The 20,241-nt window shown below is 63.1% G+C and carries 21 protein-coding genes; 4 read left to right on the top strand and 17 right to left on the bottom strand.

All coding sequences use genetic code 11. The features are described from left to right. Positions 1-96: 96 nt before the first annotated feature. From AC1RJY_RS15735 to AC1RJY_RS15710, 6 genes are all read right to left on the bottom strand, one after another. Positions 97-1,230, bottom strand: a complete 1,134-nt coding sequence (locus tag AC1RJY_RS15735; protein ID WP_498602676.1) for a flavin-containing monooxygenase — start codon at positions 1,228-1,230, stop codon at positions 97-99. After that, the gene (locus AC1RJY_RS15730; RefSeq protein WP_011775520.1) at positions 1,227-1,544 is read right to left on the bottom strand and encodes a hypothetical protein; all 318 of its coding nucleotides are present in this window, start codon (positions 1,542-1,544) and stop codon (positions 1,227-1,229) included. The genes AC1RJY_RS15735 and AC1RJY_RS15730 overlap by 4 nt, the downstream gene beginning before the upstream one ends. Before the next feature lie 99 nt (positions 1,545-1,643). Beyond that, positions 1,644-3,278, bottom strand: coding sequence for a helix-turn-helix transcriptional regulator (locus AC1RJY_RS15725; protein WP_498602675.1), 1,635 nt, complete (start codon positions 3,276-3,278; stop codon positions 1,644-1,646). Between the two features lie 161 nt (positions 3,279-3,439). Continuing rightward, positions 3,440-5,053 (bottom strand): chaperonin GroEL, encoded by a 1,614-nt coding sequence (gene groL, locus AC1RJY_RS15720; RefSeq protein WP_011775523.1) that lies wholly within the window; start codon positions 5,051-5,053, stop codon positions 3,440-3,442. Between the two features lie 85 nt (positions 5,054-5,138). Then, positions 5,139-5,435 carry a co-chaperone GroES gene (gene groES / locus AC1RJY_RS15715; RefSeq protein WP_011775524.1) on the bottom strand — a complete coding sequence of 99 codons (297 nt, stop codon included), beginning with the start codon at positions 5,433-5,435 and terminating at the stop codon, positions 5,139-5,141. Between the two features lie 191 nt (positions 5,436-5,626). Further along, a complete protein-coding gene (locus AC1RJY_RS15710; protein WP_014922355.1) occupies positions 5,627-5,989 on the bottom strand; it encodes a hypothetical protein in 363 nt (120 codons plus the stop codon). A gap of 67 nt (positions 5,990-6,056) precedes the next feature. Here AC1RJY_RS15710 and AC1RJY_RS15705 point away from each other — a divergent pair, with 67 nt between their 5' ends. Further along, positions 6,057-7,286: a THUMP-like domain-containing protein gene (locus tag AC1RJY_RS15705; RefSeq protein ID WP_014922356.1), complete on the top strand. Its 1,230-nt coding sequence runs from the start codon at positions 6,057-6,059 to the stop codon at positions 7,284-7,286. Positions 7,287-7,290: 4 nt separating this feature from the next. Here the strand turns inward: AC1RJY_RS15705 and AC1RJY_RS15700 are convergent, their stop codons facing one another. The 3 genes from AC1RJY_RS15700 to AC1RJY_RS15690 are packed head-to-tail and all read right to left on the bottom strand — an operon-like array spanning position 7,291 to position 9,439. After that, a complete protein-coding gene (locus AC1RJY_RS15700) occupies positions 7,291-8,103 on the bottom strand; it encodes a shikimate 5-dehydrogenase (RefSeq protein ID WP_014922357.1) in 813 nt (270 codons plus the stop codon). 38 nt (positions 8,104-8,141) lie between these two features. Continuing rightward, positions 8,142-8,264, bottom strand: a complete 123-nt coding sequence (gene ykgO, locus AC1RJY_RS15695) for a type B 50S ribosomal protein L36 (RefSeq protein ID WP_011775528.1) — start codon at positions 8,262-8,264, stop codon at positions 8,142-8,144. Between the two features lie 29 nt (positions 8,265-8,293). Then, positions 8,294-9,439 (bottom strand): GTP-binding protein, encoded by a 1,146-nt coding sequence (locus AC1RJY_RS15690; RefSeq protein WP_014922358.1) that lies wholly within the window; start codon positions 9,437-9,439, stop codon positions 8,294-8,296. A gap of 163 nt (positions 9,440-9,602) precedes the next feature. Between AC1RJY_RS15690 and AC1RJY_RS15685 the strand changes: the two genes are divergently transcribed. Then, a complete protein-coding gene (locus AC1RJY_RS15685; protein ID WP_011775530.1) occupies positions 9,603-10,754 on the top strand; it encodes a glutamate--cysteine ligase in 1,152 nt (383 codons plus the stop codon). Here AC1RJY_RS15685 and AC1RJY_RS15680 read toward each other — a convergent pair. Genes AC1RJY_RS15680 through AC1RJY_RS15650 form a run of 7 tightly spaced genes read right to left on the bottom strand, consistent with a single transcriptional unit; the run spans position 10,751 to position 16,893 of the window. Next, positions 10,751-11,560 carry a DNA/RNA non-specific endonuclease gene (locus AC1RJY_RS15680; protein ID WP_498602674.1) on the bottom strand — a complete coding sequence of 270 codons (810 nt, stop codon included), beginning with the start codon at positions 11,558-11,560 and terminating at the stop codon, positions 10,751-10,753. The genes AC1RJY_RS15685 and AC1RJY_RS15680 overlap by 4 nt on opposite strands. A 23-nt stretch (positions 11,561-11,583) precedes the next feature. After that, positions 11,584-12,729, bottom strand: a complete 1,146-nt coding sequence (gene tsaD / locus AC1RJY_RS15675) for a tRNA (adenosine(37)-N6)-threonylcarbamoyltransferase complex transferase subunit TsaD (protein ID WP_014922360.1) — start codon at positions 12,727-12,729, stop codon at positions 11,584-11,586. Continuing rightward, positions 12,726-13,229: a ribosomal protein S18-alanine N-acetyltransferase gene (gene rimI, locus AC1RJY_RS15670; RefSeq protein WP_014922361.1), complete on the bottom strand. Its 504-nt coding sequence runs from the start codon at positions 13,227-13,229 to the stop codon at positions 12,726-12,728. The genes tsaD and rimI overlap by 4 nt, the downstream gene beginning before the upstream one ends. Before the next feature lie 13 nt (positions 13,230-13,242). Beyond that, on the bottom strand, positions 13,243-13,914 hold the full coding sequence (gene tsaB, locus AC1RJY_RS15665; protein WP_011775534.1) for a tRNA (adenosine(37)-N6)-threonylcarbamoyltransferase complex dimerization subunit type 1 TsaB: 672 nt from the start codon (positions 13,912-13,914) through the stop codon (positions 13,243-13,245). Then, the gene (gene tsaE, locus AC1RJY_RS15660) at positions 13,914-14,492 is read right to left on the bottom strand and encodes a tRNA (adenosine(37)-N6)-threonylcarbamoyltransferase complex ATPase subunit type 1 TsaE (RefSeq protein ID WP_498602673.1); all 579 of its coding nucleotides are present in this window, start codon (positions 14,490-14,492) and stop codon (positions 13,914-13,916) included. Before tsaE ends, tsaB begins: the two co-directional genes overlap by 1 nt. Next, positions 14,489-15,742: an alanine racemase gene (alr, locus tag AC1RJY_RS15655; RefSeq protein WP_498602672.1), complete on the bottom strand. Its 1,254-nt coding sequence runs from the start codon at positions 15,740-15,742 to the stop codon at positions 14,489-14,491. Before alr ends, tsaE begins: the two co-directional genes overlap by 4 nt. A 56-nt stretch (positions 15,743-15,798) precedes the next feature. Further along, positions 15,799-16,893 (bottom strand): carbohydrate kinase family protein, encoded by a 1,095-nt coding sequence (locus AC1RJY_RS15650; protein WP_238324342.1) that lies wholly within the window; start codon positions 16,891-16,893, stop codon positions 15,799-15,801. Positions 16,894-16,939: 46 nt separating this feature from the next. Between AC1RJY_RS15650 and AC1RJY_RS15645 the strand changes: the two genes are divergently transcribed. After that, positions 16,940-18,313, top strand: coding sequence for a 6-phospho-beta-glucosidase (locus tag AC1RJY_RS15645; RefSeq protein WP_498602671.1), 1,374 nt, complete (start codon positions 16,940-16,942; stop codon positions 18,311-18,313). On the opposite strand, the gene AC1RJY_RS15640 is transcribed toward AC1RJY_RS15645, so the two are convergent. Further along, entirely contained in the window at positions 18,310-18,828 is a 519-nt protein-coding gene (locus AC1RJY_RS15640) for a GNAT family N-acetyltransferase (protein WP_498602682.1), read from the bottom strand. The genes AC1RJY_RS15645 and AC1RJY_RS15640 overlap by 4 nt on opposite strands. A gap of 111 nt (positions 18,829-18,939) precedes the next feature. Here AC1RJY_RS15640 and mshA point away from each other — a divergent pair, with 111 nt between their 5' ends. Next, on the top strand, positions 18,940-20,184 hold the full coding sequence (gene mshA, locus AC1RJY_RS15635; RefSeq protein WP_498602670.1) for a D-inositol-3-phosphate glycosyltransferase: 1,245 nt from the start codon (positions 18,940-18,942) through the stop codon (positions 20,182-20,184). The last annotated feature ends 57 nt before the right edge of the window (positions 20,185-20,241 follow it).

Raw genomic sequence — 20,241 nt, 5'->3', positions numbered from 1 at the left:
TGCCAGCCCAACCTGAGCGTGACCTGTGCTGATACTTCTTTGCCTCGTTAGCGTTGCCGTTCGGCGCGCCCCCTCCAACGTGACCCATTACACGTTTTATGAGGCTGCCTGGCCCGCTGCGTTTTGCTTCAATACTGGTTCCGTTGCACGGCCTGGATTCCGTTCAGCGAGCCGGCTGGCAAGGTAGCGGGCATCCCTGGTGACTCCGGGAAGCGTTGCCGAGGCTGCCGCGAAAAGGAACTCCTGACCGATGAAATAGACGCCCGGAACGTCGTGTGCCACTCCCCGTGTCTGTTGGGGCTCACCGAGGGCATCGAAGACCGGGAGTTTCACCCACGAGTAGTCCTCGTGGTAACCGGTGCACCAAATGACATTCGAAGCTTCCACACGACTCCCATCGTCCAGGACCGGCCGGCCCTCCGAAACCCCGGCCAGCCTCGGTACCAGGTGCACCCCCGCAGCAACCAGGTCCTTGGTCTTGGTCCGGATCAGTGGTGCCGCCATCGACTTGAATCCGGGAGCCGCCTTGCGACCGATGGGTGTGTTGAGATTCAGGACATGCAAACCGAGGAACCGCACCACGGGAAGGGCGAAGCGTGCAGCCGTCCGGCCATGCCGCATAGGCATCTCACCGCTGGGGCGTCCCGCCAGTTGAGTGGCATGGGATTTGCCAACTTCAAGGGCTATTTCAGCTCCTGAATTGCCCAGCCCCACCACCAGGACGGGGCCATCCTTCAACTGCCCGGGATTCCTGTAGTCCTCTGAATGCAGTTGCAGTATCTCCGAATCCAAATCTCCTGCGAACTGCGGCTTCTTGGGCAGATGGTGTCCTCCTGTAGCAATCACCACGTTGTTGCAGCGCCAGCTGCGATCTCCCGCTGCCACGGTAAACACGTCTCCGACACGATTGATCTGGTCCACGAGGACGTTTGGGACGAAGGGGAGGTCAAAGCGGCGCACATAGTCCTCCAGATAGTCAGCCAGTTGATCCTTTGTGGGGAACGCAAGGTGGTCACCGGGGAAAGGCGCTCCTGGGAGGCCGTCATACTTGGCGGGCGTAAAGAGCCGCAGCGAGTCCCAGCGTTGGCGCCAGGCTTCCCCCGGCCTCCCGTTCTGATCCAGTATCAGGAAGGTCCTGCCTTCCTGGGCCAAGAAGTATCCCAGCGCGAGCCCTGCCTGCCCACCTCCCGCGATGATCGTGTCCACTGTCGATTCCAGGTTGGCGTTCATTGTTCTGTCCCTTCAGTTACTGGTTCTCCGATTGGTTCATTGAGAGCGTCGTCAGGGACCTTCCGGTAGCGCAGGCACCACAAGAGCATGAGGGCGGAAGCAACAATGTAGAAGGAGTGCAGCAGCCAAACGGGGCCCGCCGGGAGGTCAAAGACATAGAACGAATGCACTGCATTGGCCACGTTGGTGGTGGCGATGTTGCCGACGCTGTAGGACTCAAGGTCCTTGGTGCGCACAGCTTTGAGAAGCATGGGCAGCATGCTGGCTGCAAAAAGCACTGTGGATACGGTGCCGGCAAGCAGTGGAATGTTCATAACGCCAAGCTATGAGTCCAGCCCCTTACGCCGCGTCGGCAGAATGACGCATTTCAGTACACGCTGCATGGGTATTTCTGCGCAGGAGATGACTGAGGGTCAGTGGATCAGGCCGTGCTCAAAGGCGTAGCCGGTCGCGGCCGCCCTGGAGGGCACCGCGAGTTTGGAAAGAATGTTGCTGACGTGCCGGGCTACCGTCTTTTCGCTGAGGTAAAGCTCGCGGGCGATGGTCCGGTTGGCATTGCCGCCCGCGATCAGGCGCAGGACTTCCAGTTCCCTGCTGGTCAACGGAGATGCGTCCACGCTCGTTTCGCCAGTCAATTCCAAAACATCTGCTGCTGCCGGAGTTGCCCCGAGATCGGCGAAGTCTGCTTTTGCGGCTTCAAACTCCATCGCAGCAGAGTCCTGGTCACCCAGCAAGTTGCAGGCACGGCCCGCCAGCACCCTGCAGCTGGCGGCGCCAAAGGGGGCCTCTAGGCTGTACCAAAGACGCCAAGCTTTCCTCGCCGCGGCCAGGGCCGCATGGGGATTTCCTTCGGCGAGCAGCACGTTGGCTTCAGCCTGGGCAGCGATAGCCTGTTCCAAGGGCCTGCGCGCGTCCCTGACCGGTGCCGCGAATTCGTCGGCCGCTGCGCGTGCCGCTTCAAGATCGCCGGCGGCAAGCTCGATGTCCACCACCGCAGGGAGCAGTCGACGGCGGTTGGCAGGATCCGCGCCGGACATCGCTCGGCGCACCATGGATTGGGCTTGTGCTGCCTTGTGCTGCCTGACGAGCATGAGGGCCAACCCCGGCAGTGCTTCGAAGCCGGTCTCGGCGGCTTTGGCATAGGCCGAGGCCGCTTCTTCATCAAGGCCGGTGAGGCGAAAGAGCTCGCCTTGAAAGTACCAGGCGCCCCAAGTCGCTTCGGGGTCGCCGTGTCGAGAACGGTCTTGGGCGATCTTGAGTGCCGCCATGGCTTCCTCCCAAGCTCCATGGAGGATGAACAACTCGGCCCTGTGCGTTTGGCATTGCCCGCTGAACATGACCATGTCAGGCTGCTGCCCGCACCAGCGTGCCAGCGCAGCCGTCCACTCGTGCGCGCGCTGCACGTCCAAGGTCAGGCGGCAGCTTCCGATCACAGCGCAGTAGATGATGCCCGAGGGGATGGGCGAGACTTCCCCGGCGCTTACGGCGACCATCGCTTCGTCCAGGAAACCGAGGCCTTCATCGGGGAATCCCAAGTTGATCCGGGCAGTCCCAACGCCCAACTGCCCCAACGCCGTCAGGTCACGGTCGTGGAACCGCTGCCCCAAGGCCAAAGCGCGGCTGAAGAGCTCGTTGCTGGTCTCCGGATTCCCTCCATACAGTGCTCCCAGTGCTGTCGGGATCAGGACGTAGCCCTCGGCTTCCGTGGGGTCTACCATTCCGTCCAGCATGTGCTTGGCACGGGACAACCAGCCGGAACCCCGCGCTTGTTCCCCGAGGTTCATGAGGTAGAGGACCAGCCACGCTGCACAGCGGGCCGCCCCTGCCATATCCCCCACGGTCACGTACTCGTCATGGGCTCTCGTCAGGTAGGCGACGCCCTCCGATTCCTTACCCAGGAGCATCGCCACGGATGCCACCAGCTCAATGTCTTGGGGAGGCAGACCACCCTCGGCATCCGCGCGGGCGAGGCAATCCAGAGCATCGCTCCAGCGATGCTCGGAGAACGCCGAGCGTCCCAGGTCCAAGGCTGTGGCAGGCATCGTCATGGCTCACCTTGCGGCGACGATGCACCCCGGTGACGCACCCAAGCCGCCGTATTAGCGTCAGGTTACCGCCGCCGTCGTACGCTCACAATAGCCGCCCCGCGCAAAGCCGCAGACAACAAAAGCCCCGGTCAACGTGACCGGGGCCTTTGTAAAACAGGCCGTTAGTGCTGGTGGCCTGCGTGTGCGTCTTCTTCCTCAGCCGGCTTCTCGGCAACCAGGGTCTCGGTGGTGAGAACCAGGGCAGCGATGGAAGCGGCGTTGCGGAGAGCCGAACGGGTGACCTTGACGGGGTCGATCACGCCAGCGGCGATCAGGTCCTCGTACTCGCCGGACTTGGCGTTGAAGCCGTGGTTGGCTTCGAGCTCGGAAACCTTGGCAACAACAACAAAGCCGTCGAAGCCTGCGTTCTGGGCGATCCAGCGCAGCGGCTGAACCAGGGCGCGGCGGACGATGCCCACAGCAGCTGCTGCGTCGCCTTCGAGCGCCTTCACGGCCGGGGACTCGTCCAGTGCCTTGAGGGCGTGGATGAGAGCGGAACCGCCACCGGAAACGATGCCTTCTTCGAGGGCTGCACGCGTGGAGGAAACTGCGTCCTCGATGCGGTGCTTCTTTTCCTTCAGCTCAACCTCGGTGGCTGCGCCAACCTTGATCACGCCGATGCCGCCGGCCAGCTTGGCCAGGCGTTCCTGCAGCTTTTCCTTGTCCCAGTCGGAGTCCGTCCGGGTGAGCTCAGCACGCAGCTGTGCAACGCGGTCGGCAACGTCCTGGGCCGTGCCGGCGCCGTCAACGATGGTGGTGTTGTCCTTGGTCACCGTGATGCGGCGCGCGGTACCAAGCACCTCCAGGCCAACGGTGTCCAGGGTCAGGCCGAGGTCCGGGGAAACAACCTGGGCGCCCGTGAGCGTGGCGATGTCCTGGAGCATGGCCTTGCGGCGGTCGCCGAAGCCCGGAGCCTTGACGGCAACAACGTTGAGCGTGCCGCGGATGCGGTTGACGATCAGCGTGGAAAGGGCTTCGCCTTCGATGTCTTCAGCGATGATGAAGAGCGGCTTGTTTGCCTGCAGGGCCTTCTCCAGCAGCGGCAGGAAGTCCTGCAGCGAGGAGATCTTGCCCTGGTTGATCAGGATGAGGGCGTCCTCAAGGACGGCTTCCTGGCGCTCAGCGTCGGTGACGAAGTACGGGGAAAGGTAGCCCTTGTCGAACTGCATGCCCTCGGTGAGGACCAGTTCGGTCTGGGTGGTGGAGGACTCTTCAATGGTGATCACACCATCCTTGCCAACCTTGCCGAATGCTTCAGCCAGCAGTTCGCCAACCTCGTCGCTCTGCGCGGAGATGGCTGCAACGCTGGCAACCTGGGTGCCTTCAACTTCGCGGGCGTTCTCCAGGAGGCGGGCGGCGACGGCTTCGACGGAAACCTCGATGCCGCGCTTGATCTCGCCCGGAGCTGCGCCGGCAGCAACGTTGCGGAGGCCTTCCTTGACCAGCGCCTGTGCCAGCACGGTAGCCGTGGTGGTGCCGTCACCGGCGACGTCGTTGGTCTTGGTGGCTACTTCCTTGGCCAGCTGTGCGCCAAGGTTCTCGTAGGGGTCGTCAAGCTCAACTTCGCGGGCGATGGTCACGCCGTCGTTGGTGATCGTGGGAGCGCCCCACTTCTTGTCCAGCACGACGTTGCGGCCGCGCGGGCCAAGCGTCACCTTGACAGTGTTGGCGAGCTTGTCGATACCGGCCTCAAGAGACCGGCGGGCAGCATCGTTAAAAGCAAGCTGCTTTGCCATGGTTGTGTCCTTTCAAGACAGAAAACCCGCACCGCTGACGGGTTGGAATGATTCCAACGCGGCGGCGGTGCGGGGCTCCGGGAAGTTACTTTACGACGATCGCAAGGACGTCGCGGGCGGACAGAACGAGGTACTCGTTGCCGCCGGTCTTGACTTCGGTTCCACCGTACTTGGAGTAGATGACGACGTCGCCAACAGCTACGTCAACCGGTACGCGGTTGCCGTTGTCATCGAAGCGGCCGGGGCCGATTGCAACAACTTCGCCTTCCTGCGGCTTCTCCTGTGCGGAGTCCGGAATTACCAGGCCGGAAGCCGTGGTCTGCTCTGCTTCGAGCGGGCGAACAACAATACGATCCTCAAGAGGCTTAATCGAGACCGACACTCGGACTCTCCTTTTCATGAGCTGATTCATGGACTAAGAACTAGGGTGCCGGAGCGTACAACCGTCGTCGCGGTGCCGGAAGACGCTTGGCGTGATTAGCACCCTCCGGGGGAGAGTGCTAACAAGACTCTATGTAAGCGTTAGCACTCGGTCAAGGTGAGTGCCAGCATTTCGTCATGGGTGAACGTTCGTCACCTGCCGGTGAGGTCGTCCAGATCGTAGTCTTCGCCGTCATCGTCTTCGTCCAGCGGAGCGTTGCCACGGTTCAGATACAGCACCACGGCGGCGGCAACGGCCATGACGCCGGAGATCACCAGCGTGATGATTCCACCGGTCCTGGCTCCGCTGTAAAGTTCGCGGATGCCTCGCGCTTCATCCGTGGCGTCATTGACGCTTTTGCCAGCGACGGAGTAGGTGGCGGCATTGAAGGAATCCAACGCGAAGATAATGACGAGCAGGCCGATGCACACCACCGCGATCACTCCCCCTGCTATGAGGGCGGGGCGCGCGAATTTTGCCATGGTTGAGGGGTGCGGGGCTGCGTTGTCTTCCATGAAAACAACCTTATCGGGCTGATTAGCCGGTCACGCTGTCAAGTGCCGCGCCGTTAGGCTTGATCCCATGCCTCACGCACCGCAGGAACAGATCGCCCCCTTGCTGACCACTGAAGGATGGGAACTTCTTGCCTCCCTGGGGCCCTACCGGGAGGCCGATTCGTTCAGCGTCAACGCGCACCTTCGGAAGGCCGGTCACTCCCCCGAACTCGTGGCCGCGGTGCTCACGCAATCCCGGCTGCGGACACGCGCAGAGGCAAAGTTCGGCGAGTTTGCCCGGCAGATGCTGTTCACCCAAGCCGGTTTGGAACAGGCCACGCGATTGAACGTCGCAGCCCGGCACGCGGAGCGCTTTGCGAAGGCCGGCATCTCGCACGTTGCAGACCTCGGCTGCGGCCTTGGCGCCGATTCCATGGCGATGGCGTCAATGGACATTTCCGTGACCGCCGTTGAGATGGATGAAACCACTGCCGCCTGCGCCACCATCAATCTCATGCCCTTCCCGCATGCCACCGTGGTGCATGCGGATGCAACCTCCGTAGAGTTGGACGGGATGGACGGGGTATGGCTGGATCCTGCCCGCCGAACCACGTCCACGTCCGGAACCAAGCGGATTTGGGATCCTGAAGCCTTCTCTCCCCCGCTGTCCTTCGTAGAACGTCTGGCGGCGACCGGCCGCGCTATCGGCGTCAAGATGGGTCCCGGCATTCCCCACGACTCCGTGCCCCCAGGCTGTGAAGCCCAGTGGGTCTCAGTGGGCGGAGACGTCACCGAAGTGACCCTCTGGTTCAACGCTGTGGCGCGCCCCGGCGTGCGTCGGGCCGCGCTGGTGATCGGCAACCAGGGCGCCGCTGAAATCACCAGCGGCGCGGATTTCGACGGCGGTCCGGTAGCCGTCGTCGGGCCCGTTGAGGGCTTCCTCTACGAACCGGATGGTGCGGTGATCCGCGCAGGACTGGTGGCCGACGTCGCCGAAAGGCTGGGCGGGCACCTCGTGGACGAGCACATCGCCTACATCTGCGCCCCCGAGCTTCACGACACCCCTTTCGCCCGCGCCTTCAAGGTGCTTGAGGTGATGCCGTACAACGTCAAGGCCCTGAAGGCCTGGGTGAAAAACCAGGGCATCACTGTGCTGGACATCAAGAAGCGCGGCACTGCCGTGACGCCGGAAGAACTTCGGAAGCAATTGCTGCCTGCCAAGCCCGTCAAAGGCAAGGATGCGAAAACAGCCACCCTGGTCCTCACCAGGATCGGCGAGGAAAGAGTGGCTGTTGTCGTGGAGCCGGTGACGGCCTAGAGCGTCAGCGGCGCGAGAACTCCGAGGCTTCCCGGACCTGCTCGGCGCTAGGTCGCACACCCGTGTAGAGGACAAACTGCTCCTCAGCCTGGATGGCGATGACCTCGGCACCCGTGATCACAGGCTTACCGGCGGAGCGTGCGGCGGAGATAAGGGGCGTCTCCGAAGGCAAGGCGACGACGTCGAACACCACCTGTGCAGCGGCGATCGTGGCGTCGTCGAAGGACTGGGCGGTTTCATCCGCACCAGCCATTCCCAGCGGCGTGACGTTAATGATGAGATCGGCTGTGGAGCCGTTGACGTCATCCTGCCAAGCGAAGCCGTAGAGATCTGCCAGCGCGCGGCCGGTGTCCTCGTTGCGGGCCACGATGGTGACGGCGGTGAACCCGGCGTCCCGAAGTGCTGCGGCTACGGCCTTCGCCATGCCGCCTGCACCGCGGAGGAGCACGCTGTGGCTGTTGGGAACCTGATGGTCCTTCAGCAGCCGGGCAATGGCGATGTAGTCCGTGTTGTAGGCAGTCAGCACGCCATTGTCGTTGACGATGGTGTTCACCGAATCGATGGCCTTGGCCGACGGGTCCATGACGTCAACCAGCGGGATGACGGCTTCCTTGTACGGCATGGACACCGCGGCGCCCCGGATCGGGAGGCCGCGGATGCCAGCCACTGCAAGGGTGATGTCCGCCGGGGCGAATGCCTTGTAGACAAAGTTCAGGCCGAGCAGATCGTACAAATAATTGTGGAACCTGGTCCCGATATTGCTGGGCCGGGCCGCAAGCGAAATGCACAGGGACATGTCTTTGTTCAGGATTGGCATTCCCCCATTAAACACGCCCATTTATCACCGACGTGCGGTTAGCCCTGCCGCGCCTTCATCCGCGGGTTGTTCTTGTTGATGACGAACGTGCGTCCACGCCTGCGGACAATTTGCGCACCGGGGATCTTCTTGAGGGCACGCAGCGAATTCCTGACCTTCATGGTGTTTCTCCTTTGGTTGGGTGTTTGGTTTAGAGGGCGTCGCTGAGTTCCAGGGGGTCGTCCCAGACGCCGAAGTCCTGCTTCATTTCAGCCTGGGTGAGTTGGCAACTGTCCAGGAGGTCGCGAAATTCCCGGGCGTCGATGTCCTCCGAACGGCCGGTGATCGCCAGCACAGTTCCACGGTCGCCATGGCTGGGGTGCCAGTCCAGGACAGAGTCGACGTCGGCACCCGTCTTTCCGGCGTGTGCCTGGCCAGGTTCGGCCGAGTCCGCCAGCCATTTCCCGGTACTTTCGAGCCAGACCCGCGGCCCAATACCTTGGACGGCGATCCGCGTTTTCGGCGCGGATGCGATCCAAAGACGGCCACGCAGCCAGTGCGTTCCAGCCGCCAATTGGGGCAGTGCTTCACGGAAACGTCCCGGATGCAGCGGACGGCCCGCCCTGTGCAGCACCGTGCGGAAGGAACCCTCCGCCTCAATGACGGGCACCCGCACCACGCCGGGCCGGTTACGGGCCGCTGCCTCGGCGTCGTCGAAGCAGCCCGGCCGGTATTCGTCAGCGGCGCCAACAACGCCGGCATGGGACGCCAGCTGGCCGAGTAGTTCGACACCGAGCAGCCACTGCGCGGAACCTTCGCGAGGATCACCGGTGAGCACAGCCCCCAATCCAGGGTGCACCATGACGGTGTCCACCTGCCCGAACTCGCCGATCAGAAATTCTCCGCTGGTGCGCTCATCAGTGGGCATGGAGGTGAAACCGGATTCGAACAGCGTGTGACGGTCCCATATATGGTCGTCCAGGTCTACCGGGTCCAGGGCCAGCACGGCGTTGTCGATCACAGCCGGGCGACTCAGGCCACGCCGCAGCTCGGTAACGGCCATCCCGGCCGCAACGCCGGGCGGGAGGCCCAGCACTACGTGGTCGAAACCGCATGAGGCGAGACGTTCCGCCGTCGGGACTACGTCCAACCTGACAGTGCAGCTGAGGCAACCATGCTCCAGCTGTGTGGTTTCGCGCTCGAACAGCTGACCGTCCCGGTAGACGCGACGCAGGACCAAGGAGCCATCCAGCAGATCGTGAAGCACCACCACGGAGTTGGTGTGGGTTTGGCCGAGCCTGGCAGCGGCTGACTCCCGGCATTGACTGTCCAGTGAACTGACGACTGTGAGATGCATGCGTTTATTCTATTGAGAAGCATTCTCAATAGCAAATGACCGGCCCTCTCCCGTAAGGCCCCAGCAGCAACCTGTGTTCCCGCTGCATTAGACTTGATCCGACCGCTGGCGGCCCCACAGCGGGGAACCGTGCCCGGCAGAGACAAGACAATGAGGGGACTACGTGCAGATTGATTTTGCGCCATCCAGGCAATCGACACTGGGTGTGGAATGGGAGTTGGCGCTCGTCAATGCACGCACCGGGGAATTGGTATCAGTGGCCAACGACGTCCTGAAGGGCGTCGCAGCGAACCACCCCGACCTCAACGAGGACGACGAACACCCCCATATCAAGCGCGAGCTGCTCCTCAACACGGTGGAACTGGTCACCGGCATTTGCGAGACCGTCAAGGACGCCAAAGAGGACCTCAGCCGATCCCTCGCCGCCGTCCGTGAAGTCACCGATCCCATGGGCGTGGAAGTATTCTGCGCAGGCAGCCACCCGTTCAGCCCTCCCCTGCTCCAGCCCGTAACGGACAAGGAGCGCTACGCCAAACTGATCGAGCGGACCCAATGGTGGGGACGCCAAATGGTGATCTACGGCGTTCACGTCCACGTGGGCATCGACCACCGGGACAAGGTCCTTCCCATTCTGGACGGCTTGGTCAACTACTTCCCGCACTTCCAAGCCCTGTCCGCCTCCAGCCCTTACTGGGCTGGAGAAGAAACCGGCTACGCGTCACAGCGCGCACTCATGTTCCAGCAGCTTCCCACTGCCGGGCTTCCCTTCCAGTTCGAAACATGGGAAGCCTACGAGTCCTACGTCCAGGACATGTTCACCACAGGTGTCATTGATGCGACGTCGGAAATCCGTTGGGATATCCGGCCGGTGGCGAACCTGGGCACTATTGAAATGCGCATCTGCGACGGCTTGGCCACCCTTGAAGAAGTAGGCGCCATCGCTGCGCTGACGCAATGCCTGGTGGACGAGTTCTCCTCCATCCTCGACGCCGGCGGCAGCATCCCCACCATGCCCCCATGGCATGTGCAGGAGAACAAATGGCGTGCCGCACGCTACGGCATGGAAGCGATCATCATCCTCGACGCCGAGGGCAACGAGCAGTTGGTCACGGAGCACCTCGCGGAAACCGTCTCGCGGCTGGAACCCGTGGCAGCCAAGCTCGGCTGCTCGGAAGAACTGGCCGACGTCTTGAAGATCATCCAGCGCGGAGCAAGCTACCAGCGCCAGCGCCGCGTCGCCGCAGAACACAACGGAGACCTGCAAGCAGTGGTGATGGACCTCGTGCAACAGATGCGCAAGGGGCCTGACGCTTAGGCGAATTGCCACAGAGGCAGGTGACGCGATTGACGAGACTTACGGGGACTGCACTTTGCAGGACGCCTTCGACGGGTCTCGTTTCGTCCTAGGCGCCGAAGAGCTTCTTGCTGATGAAGTTGTTTCGCCTGGTCGATTTCGTTGGGTGTCCCCGCTTTGCGGTTCTGCCATTCGTGCTGAGGGAAAACACCTGCGCCTTCACCGATGAACCCCAGAGCGGACGGTGCTGCATGCCCGCCGTCGTAGCCGGGGCCGCCGAGCCAACCGGCTTTGCGCTGCTGATAGCCGTTACGGTTCGCGTCGCCGACGAGGGTTGAGACGACATGGCCCTTGGCCGATACGGGGTGCCCGTCACTGTCCATCTTGATAGTGAACGTGTTCTGCAGACCACCGTCGACCTGGACAACGACGTTGTAGGTGACGTTGGGCATGGGCTTGTTCAGCTCCACGGACCAGGCACCTCTGACTCCGGCGTAAGTGTTAGCTGAACTTAGCCGTCCACCCATGACTGGTGTCGTTCGTACTATGCTCCGAAGAGCTTTTTGCTGATCCTGGCGAAGATGCCGGAAGTGGGCCATCGGAAACGACGCTGATCCACTGGTGGCAGACCTTCGGGTTGCGACAAAGAGGACTGCAAAGGCCGCAACGTCGTCAAGCGCAAGTTCAACACCTTCAAGCAGTGGCAGGCTCGGACTGTGCAGTAGGACATTCCCCCACTCACCAGCCGCAGCGGCACGGTCCGCAGAGCCGATCGAGTATCCGGCTGCGAGCTCGAGGGGTCGGTCCCGACGACTAGTTTCGGCCATGGCGCCTGCCCTGATGGAGAAGCTCAGGCGGGCACTGACACCGTAGTCACCGGCATGGAGGAATCCGGCGCGAAGGAAACTCCACTGGGACTGATGCCGGCCATGATCAGCTGGGCACCAAGCGCAGCAACCATAGCCCCGTTATCCGTGCACAGGCCCAGCGGCGGAACATGCAGCGTGATCCCGGCGGAGGCACAACGCTGCCCAGTCAACTCGCGGAGCCTCGAGTTCGCTGCCACACCCCCACCGAGCAGGACGTCCGTGATGCCGTGCTCTTTGCAAGCCAGGACTGCCTTCGAACTGATGACGTCCACCACGGCTTCCTGGAACGCTGCGGCAATGTCTGCCACGGGGACTTCCTCGCCACGGGCTTCGAACTGCTCAACACACCGGGCCACCGCTGTTTTCAGGCCGCTGAAAGACCAGTCGTAGCGGTGCGGCCCCTTCTCCTCCGCCGTACCCATGTACTTGGGCTGAGTGAGTCCGCGCGGGAAACGGATGGACTTGGGGTTTCCTTGGCGCGCCAGCTTGTCGATTGCAGGCCCACCCGGGTAGCCGAGACCAAGGATGCGGGCCACTTTGTCATAGGCTTCACCGGCGGCGTCGTCGATGGTTGACCCCAGGAGTTCCACGTCATCCGTGATGCTCCGGATGCGCAGGATTTCCGTGTGCCCACCCGATACCAGCAATGCCCCGAGGTTCTCCGGGAGCTTGCCTGCACCCAAGCCGGCGGCAGCAACGGCGTCGTGCTTTCCTTCCGAAACCCGGTTGCCGTCCAGCAGTCCCACCCCAACGTGTGCCACCAAATGGTTGATCGCGTACAGCGGCTTGCCGGTGGCAACGGCCAGGGCCTTCGCGGCACAAACACCCACCATGAGCGCACCGGCCAGGCCCGGGCCGGACGTGACGGCTATGGCGTCGATGTCCTCCAAGGTGACACCGGCCTCTTGCAGTGACTCCTGCAAGGTGGGCACAAAGGCGTCCAAGTGCGCGCGCGAAGCGATCTCCGGGATGACCCCGCCAAAGCGGACATGCTCATCCATTGACGAGGACACGGTGTTGGTCAACAGGGTGGTACCCCGCACGATTCCAACACCGGTCTCATCGCAGGATGACTCGATGCCAAGCACCAGCGGCTGCTTCTGCTGTTCCGGAAATGGCCGGCTCACGCTGTGGCTCCTTCTTGGGACTCATGTTTGTTCAGTTCAAGACGCATGATCAGGGCATCAGTACCGTCCCGGTAATAGCGGGGACGCACGTGGATCTGCTCGAAGCCGAAGCGCAAGTACAGTTGCTGGGCGCGGGGGTTATCCGCCCGGACTTCCAGCAGGACGTCTGCCGCACGGCGGCGCCGCGCTTCATCAATCAGTTCCGTCAGGATGGCCGAGCCGATTCCCTTGCCTTCGAATTCAGGCACGACGGCGATCGTCTGGACGTCCGCGATCGGCTCGATGCACATCAATCCGGCGTAGGCCACGATCTCCCCTGCAACCTCGGCCACCACATAGCGCCGGGTCTCGGGCTGGGCCAACTCATCGAAGAACATCTGCAGGGGCCACGCGTCCACGGGGAACAACCGGCGCTCCAAGGCCTCCACCGCCGGGATGTCGGCCTCCGTCATGTCGCGCAAGGAAACCCCGGCGAGTTCCAGCTTGGGTGACAGTTTCACAGTGCCCCTCCCATCACAACGCACGCTTCCTGGGTCCGGGCACCTGGGCGTCCGATTCGCGCAAGTACAGCGGAGTGGAGTCCAACAACGCCTGTCCGGCCGTGAGCTTGGCCAAAGCGAACTGGCCCAGCGACGCCGCATCCGGCTGCGTGGTGGCGAAATCTTCATCCGCTTTCAAGACATCGGAATACAAGCCTGCGCCTGCGCCGAACACCGGCAAGTCCGGAAGCTCGGAGGCGAAACCAACATGGGGGCCGTCCACAAGTTCCGGAAGCTGGCCGTCGTCCAATGTATAACGGGCCCAGTACACCTCTTTGCGCCGGGCATCCGTAGCAACAAGGAATTCGGGGGTGGCCGCCGTGGACTCCGCAACTTCCAACGCGATGGCATCCAGGCTCATCAGCCCGTACAAGGGCTTGTTCCACACGAAAGCGAGGGTGCGGGCGGTCGCAATGCCGGAGCGGAGTCCGGTGAAAGGGCCAGGTCCCACGCCGGTGACGATCGCGTCGATGTCCGCGCCCGTGACCCCCGCGCCAGCCAGAAGCTTCTGGATCCCGGGAGCGAGCACTTCGGCGTGGCTGCGGGTGTCCTCCGTGGCAAAGGATTCCACCACGCTTTCCATGGCATCGTCCGAAATCAGGGCCGCGCTGGCAACCGCTGAAGTATCAATAGCCAGGATCAGCATCAATTGCCTTCCACCAGGGCAGTAGTTTCAAGGAGTTGCGGCGTTACGGCCCAACGGGGACCGAATCCCCGGAAAACGATAGTGCGGGGCTCGTCGTCGTCATCGGTATCGAAGTCCAACACGTCGCCGTCCGTTGCCGCTGCCGTGCTTTCCCCACCGACAGCTCTGAGCAGGTCAACCTCCAAACGGCTGTCCGAGAGGTGCTCCACACGGTCCCGGCCCCACTCCACAACGGTGACCGCTGTGTCCATGGTGTTCTCAAGATCGATGTCATCGATCTCCGCTGCCGAGTCCAACCGGTACGCGTCAACATGGACCAGGTCCGGACCACCCGGCCTGGGGCCATCGGCAAGATTGGGGTGGATCCTGACCAGCACGAACGTGGGCGAAATGATGCCGGCACGGACGCCCAGACCCTCGCCGAGTCCCTGGGTGAACGTCGTCTTGCCCGCACCCAGTTCGCCGGTCAGGACCAGAAGATCCCCGGCCTCCAGCACCTCACCTAGAGCTGCTGCGAGCGCGTGCGTCTGTTCCGCCGTCGTGACCTTCAGCGTGCGCTCCCACTGTGGATTGCTCACAGCGCTGCCGTTTCGGCTTGGCCGCTGACGACCGCCGGTGCGTGCGGCTGTGCCGGAATTTCGTTGACGTAGCTGCGAGGGACCCGGGGGCTGATGCGCGTCACGATTTCGTAGTTGTTGGTTCCGGCGGCGGCCGCCCAATCATCCGCGGTGGGGCCGCCGTCGGCACCGTTGCCGAACATCACGGCCTCCGCGCCCTTGAGGCCTGCCGCCGCTTCAGGGGACAGCGGTCCCAAGTCGATGACCATCTGGTCCATGGCAATCCTGCCGACTACCGGGTAGTTGATGCCGTTCACCCGCACGGGGCCCCCGGTGGCAATCCTGGGGACGCCGTCAGCATAGCCCAGCGGCACCAGGCCCAGCGTGCTTTCCTCCCTGGTCCGGTAGTTGAGTCCGTAGGAAACACCCTGGCCTTCGGGCACCTTCTTGCAGTTGGACAGTAGTGTCCGGACGGTCATGGCGGGATGCAGGCCAAGTTCAGCAGACGTTGCACCGTCAAAGGGCGACAATCCGTAAATGCCCAGGCCCACGCGGACCAGGTCGAAGTGGGAGTCCGGGCGGGACAGTGCTGCGGGCGTGTTGGCAATGTGCCGGACCTCGGTATCCACGCCGGCGTCCTCGGCCATGGCAAGGGCTTCGCGGAAAACGGCCAGTTGCTCATCGGTTTCCGGGCGTTCCGGCTCGTCAGCAACTGCGAGGTGCGAGAAAACGCCCACCACGCGCAGGAGGCCTTGGTCCTGGTATTCCATGGCCTGGCCCAACAACTGGTCCCAATCGGCGATGGTGCACCCGTTGCGGCCCAGACCTGTGTCCACTTTGAGGTGCACACGCGCCGGGCGCTCCTGTTCCCGGGCTGCAGCCACCACGGCTTCCAGCTCCCAGCCGGAAATTCCGACGTCGATGCCGGCGGCGACTGCCGCTTGGAAGTTGCTTTCGCGGGTGTGCAACCAGGCGAGCAGCGGGGCTTCGACACCGGCGGCGCGCAAGGCGAGCGCTTCGGAAATGTGGGCGACGCCCAGCCAGGCAGCTCCGGCGTCGAGGGCTGCCCGGGCAACCTGTACAGCACCGTGGCCGTAAGCGTCTGCCTTCACCACGGCCATAACAGCGGCCGGGGAGGCAATACCGACGAACTGACGAACGTTGTGCCGCACGGCGTCGAGGTCGATCACGGCGGAGCGTTCCAGCACCGCTGACTTTGCTATGGAGGCCTTCGACCCGATACCGATATCTGCAGCTGCTTCGTAAGTCACCCTAGAGATTCTAGTGCTGTCAGTGAACTCGGGTTAACTGCGGGCACCCCGCGCCCCTACTGTGCGTCCGACAAATGCGCGATGGTGGCCCGGGCTCGTCGTTGGGCCTCCGCCGGGATGTCCTTCACGATCGGTTCCAAAAAGGCGAAGCGCCGCAACCATTGACTCGACTGACGTTCCTTTCGTGCGTTCGCCCGCTGCCACCAGTCGGCGATGTCGCCCCAACCCGGTGCTGCCAGTGAGCCACCCACTTCCTGGACCGCCAAGGAGGCGCAAAGGTTCGCGAACCGTAGCCTGTCCCCCAATCTCCACCCTGCCAGGCATCCCACAATGAAGGCCGCCCCGAAACAGTCCCCCGCACCGGTGGGATCGGAAGCCGATACGGGCAGTGACGGCACCCATTCCTCTTCCCCGGTTTCCGAGTCCACTGCCACCGCGCCTTGAGGGCCAAGAGTTACCACGGCCACCGGGACGCGGTCAGCCAGCGAATACAACGCCGCCCACGGGTCAGCTTTTCCGGTGAACGCCATCGCTTCGGGAGCATTGGGCAGGAAGGCATGGAAGTTGGCCAGCTGGTCCAGCCGCCGCTCCGACCACTGCCCGGTGGGGTCCCAGCCCACCACGCCAAAGAGTTTGGTGCCTGCATCCTTCGCTGCGAGCATCCACGGTTCCATCTCCTCGCCTAAATCGGCGACGGCGGCGAGCGCCTTGGGTGGCTTCCCAATCAGTTCCGAGGAACTGATCGGGGCGGGGTGGCCGTGCGTGACCATGGACCTGTCCTGGTTGACGCACATGGATACCGTCACTGGTGAGTGCCAGCCGGGAACTCTTTGCGAGAGCGAGAGGTCAACGTGTTCCTGGCTTTCCAGGATCTGCCAGTTGTAATCGCCGTAGCCGTCGTCCCCGAAGGTCGCCGCGAGGTTGGTCCGCAAGCCCAGCCGGGAAGCGGCAATGGCCTGGTTGGCTACACCCCCGGGGCAACTGCCCATGCCTTCGCTCCACACCTCCGTGCCAGGTTCGGGAGCGTGCGGAAGTCCGGTAAAAATGATGTCCTGGAAAACCGTTCCTGTCAGGAGGAGATCGCACTGGTGGTCCCCGTCCGACCGCACGGCAGCCAAGGGGTCGAATCGTCGCTGGGGCATAGCGTCCATGCACGGCAGACTACGCTGCACGTGCTGGGCTGCATAGACTCGGATCATGCGGCTCATGATCGCCGGCGGCGGCGGATTCCGGGTTCCCCTTGTGTACCGCGCCTTGTGTGCGGGTCCCTTTGCCGGGTTGGTAGATGAACTCGTCCTCTTTGACGTGGACGGCTCACGGCTCGCTGCCATGGAGGCGGTACTCCGCGACATGCCCGCCGACGAAGGTTCCGCTCCCGCCGTCGTGGTTTCCACGGACCTCGGGCAGGCACTCACCGGGACGGACATGGTGTTCGCCGCGATCCGTCCGGGCGGCACCGCCGGGCGGATCACTGACGAACAGATTCCCTTGGGATTGGGGTTGCTGGGTCAGGAGACGACAGGCGCAGGAGGCATCTCGTACGCTCTCCGCTCCATTCCCCACATGTTGGAACTCGCTGCGGCGATGCGTCGCCACTGCCCCGATGCGTGGCTCATCAACTTCACCAATCCGGCTGGCATGGTCACCGAAGCGCTGGTTCCCATCCTGGGGCGCCGGGTGATCGGCATCTGCGACTCGGCCGGTGGCTTGGTCCAGCGCGCTGCCCGCGCTGCCGGTGCGCCCCTCAACGAAGGAACCCTCGACGGCGTGGGCTACTACGGCCTGAACCACCTCGGGTGGCTTTATCGGTTGGCACCTGCTGGACGTGACCTGTTGCCGGGTCTGCTGTCCGACCGCGTTGCCCTGGAGACCATGGAGGAAGGGCGGTTGTTCGGGCAGCACACTCTGGAAAAACTCGGCTGCCTGCCCAACGAATACCTTTACTACTACTACCAAACGGCACAGGCCACCGAAGCCATCGGACAGCAAAGCGAAACCCGTGGAACGTCTATCCACCAACAGCAAAATTCGCTATACCCAAGCCTTCTTCAGGATCCGCATCCGTACCGGCTGTGGGATGCCGCCCGACGCTCCCGCGAGGAAGGCTACCTGGCCGAAGCCCGGACCCACGGGGAGCAACGCGACGAGTCTGATCTCGCAGGCGGCGGCTACGAACGCGTTGCCCTGTCCGTCATGCGGGCGCTGTCCGGCGGCGGGACCGCCCAGCTGATTCTCAACGTGCCCAACTCACCGGTGTCTGCTCCTGGGCCAGCGGCGGAGGTGGCCGTTCCCGGATTGCCGGCGGACGCCGTCGTCGAGGTTCCTTGCCAGGTAACGCCCGACGGCGCGTTGCCGCTTCCGCAGGAACGGCCGGACGGGCCGTTCCTCACCCTGATGCAGCACGTCAAGGAGGTGGAACGGCTAACCATCCGTGCGGTTGTTGCCGGCGATCGCGAGGCTGCCGTTCAAGCATTTGCCGCGCACCCGCTGGTGGGTTCAGTCCCCTTGGGACGGCAACTGCTGGAGGGGTACGAGGCCGCTTTTCCTGAGTTAAGCCAGTTGTGGACCTAGAGCTTTCTGTACATGACGTGCAGGCCCACGTAGCCGATCTCCGGGTGGTCGAAGGCTTCAGGAACCGTGGCCAGGATCTTGAACCCCATGGATTGCCATAGCCACACCGCTCTTACATTGCTCTCCACCACGGCGTTGTACTGCATGGAATGGAACCCTGCGGCCTTGGCTTCGTTCAGCGAGTAGGCACACAATGCCCTGGCAATTCCCTGGCCCGAGTTGTTGGCCCCCACCATGTACCCGGCGTTGGCAACGTGGCTTCCGCCGCCCGCTTGGTTGGCGTGGAACTCCCCTGTTCCCAGGATCTCGCCTGTGGCCTGGTGCACCGCCACGAAGGTCTGGCCGGGAGCGTCCTTGATCCATTTGGTCCTGGCTGTTGCTTCGCTGGTATCGCGGTCCCAGGTAAAGGTCTCGCCCTCACGGATCACGGGCTCCAGGATGGACCAGATGCCTGCCCAGTCGTCAGGCGTTGCTTTGCGGATGTGGAAGGTTTGTTCTTGGCTCACAGCCGCCACGCTAGCAGCCTTGTCCACATAGCGGAGTTTGCCGGGATGGGAACTCGGGGGCAGGAGTAGTGTTTTCTGCAGGGCAAAGCTGATTTTTGTTGTGATCGTGAGGAGGACCGGGTGCCGTTGATCCGTCGTGTGGCGTTCCTGTCGTTGCACACCTCCCCCATGGAGCAGCCCGGCGCGGGTGATGCCGGGGGCATGAACGTCTACGTACGGGCGCTGGCCATGGCGCTTGCCGAGTCCGGCGTGGAGGTAGAGATCTTCACCCGTTCCACCAAAGCCGGCCAGCTCGCCGTCGAACACCCCGGACCGGGCGTTTGCGTCCATAACGTCATGGCAGGTCCGCGCCGCAAACTGCCCAAGGAAGAACTGCCGGAGCTCCTGCACCACATGGTGGAGGAAATCGACAGAATCCGCCTCCAACAGCTCCACGGCCGTTACGACGCCATCCATTCCCACTACTGGGTTTCCGGCGTCGCAGGGCTTGAACTGTCAGAGTTATGGGGCGTTCCGCTGGTCCACACCATGCACACCATGGCAAAGGTCAAAAACCTCGTCCTGGAGTCCGGGGAAAGGCCTGAGCCACGGCGCCGGGAAGAAGGCGAACAACGGATTGTGGACGGCGCTGCCCGGTTGGTGGCCAACACCCCCGCGGAGGCCGACGAACTGGTTTCCCACTACGGGGCAGACCTTGACCGGATTGACGTTGCCCCGCCCGGGGTGGACCTGAAGGTGTTCACGCCGTCGTTTCGGCGGAAGTCCCGTTCCTTGCGAGGTGTCAGGCCGGACAGCTTCCATATCCTCTTTGCCGGCAGGATCCAGCGGCTCAAAGGCCCGCAGGTTTTTGTGAAGGCAGCCGGTATCCTTCGAAAACGCCGTCCGGACATCGATCTGGAAATGACAATCCTGGGTTCGCTCAGCGGCGCCAAGGACTTCAACCTCCAACACTTTATTGAAGACGCCGGACTGGCCGACGTCGTCACTCACCGGCCGCCTGTTGTGGCACCGGAGCTGGCCAGTTGGTTCCGGTCCGCAGACGTGGTGGTAATGCCGTCCTTCAGCGAATCCTTCGGTTTGGTGGCGTTGGAAGCACAGGCGTGCGGTACCCCCGTTGTGGCTACCAACGTTGGTGGTCTTTCCCGCGCCATCTCAGACGGACGAACGGGCATACTGGTGGACGGGCACCACCCCTCCGACTGGGCGGACGCCCTGGAAGACCTCTACGACGACGTCCAAACCCGGGAGGACATGGGCCGCCTCGCTGCCACCCACGCCGAGTCCTTTGGGTGGCAGCGCACAGCCGCCATCACCTTGGAAAGCTACCGGGAGGCCGTCAGCGGCCTGCTGGTTCCCAGGCGCTGAGTCTTCGCCAGGATCCGCTCCAGGGCTGATAGATTGTCGCGCACAGCGTAAGAACCC

Source organism: Arthrobacter sp. GW822-FHT05G07, assembly GCF_058799755.1.
Note: the sequence above shows the minus strand (reverse complement) of the source record. Positions and strands in the feature narration are given on the sequence as shown.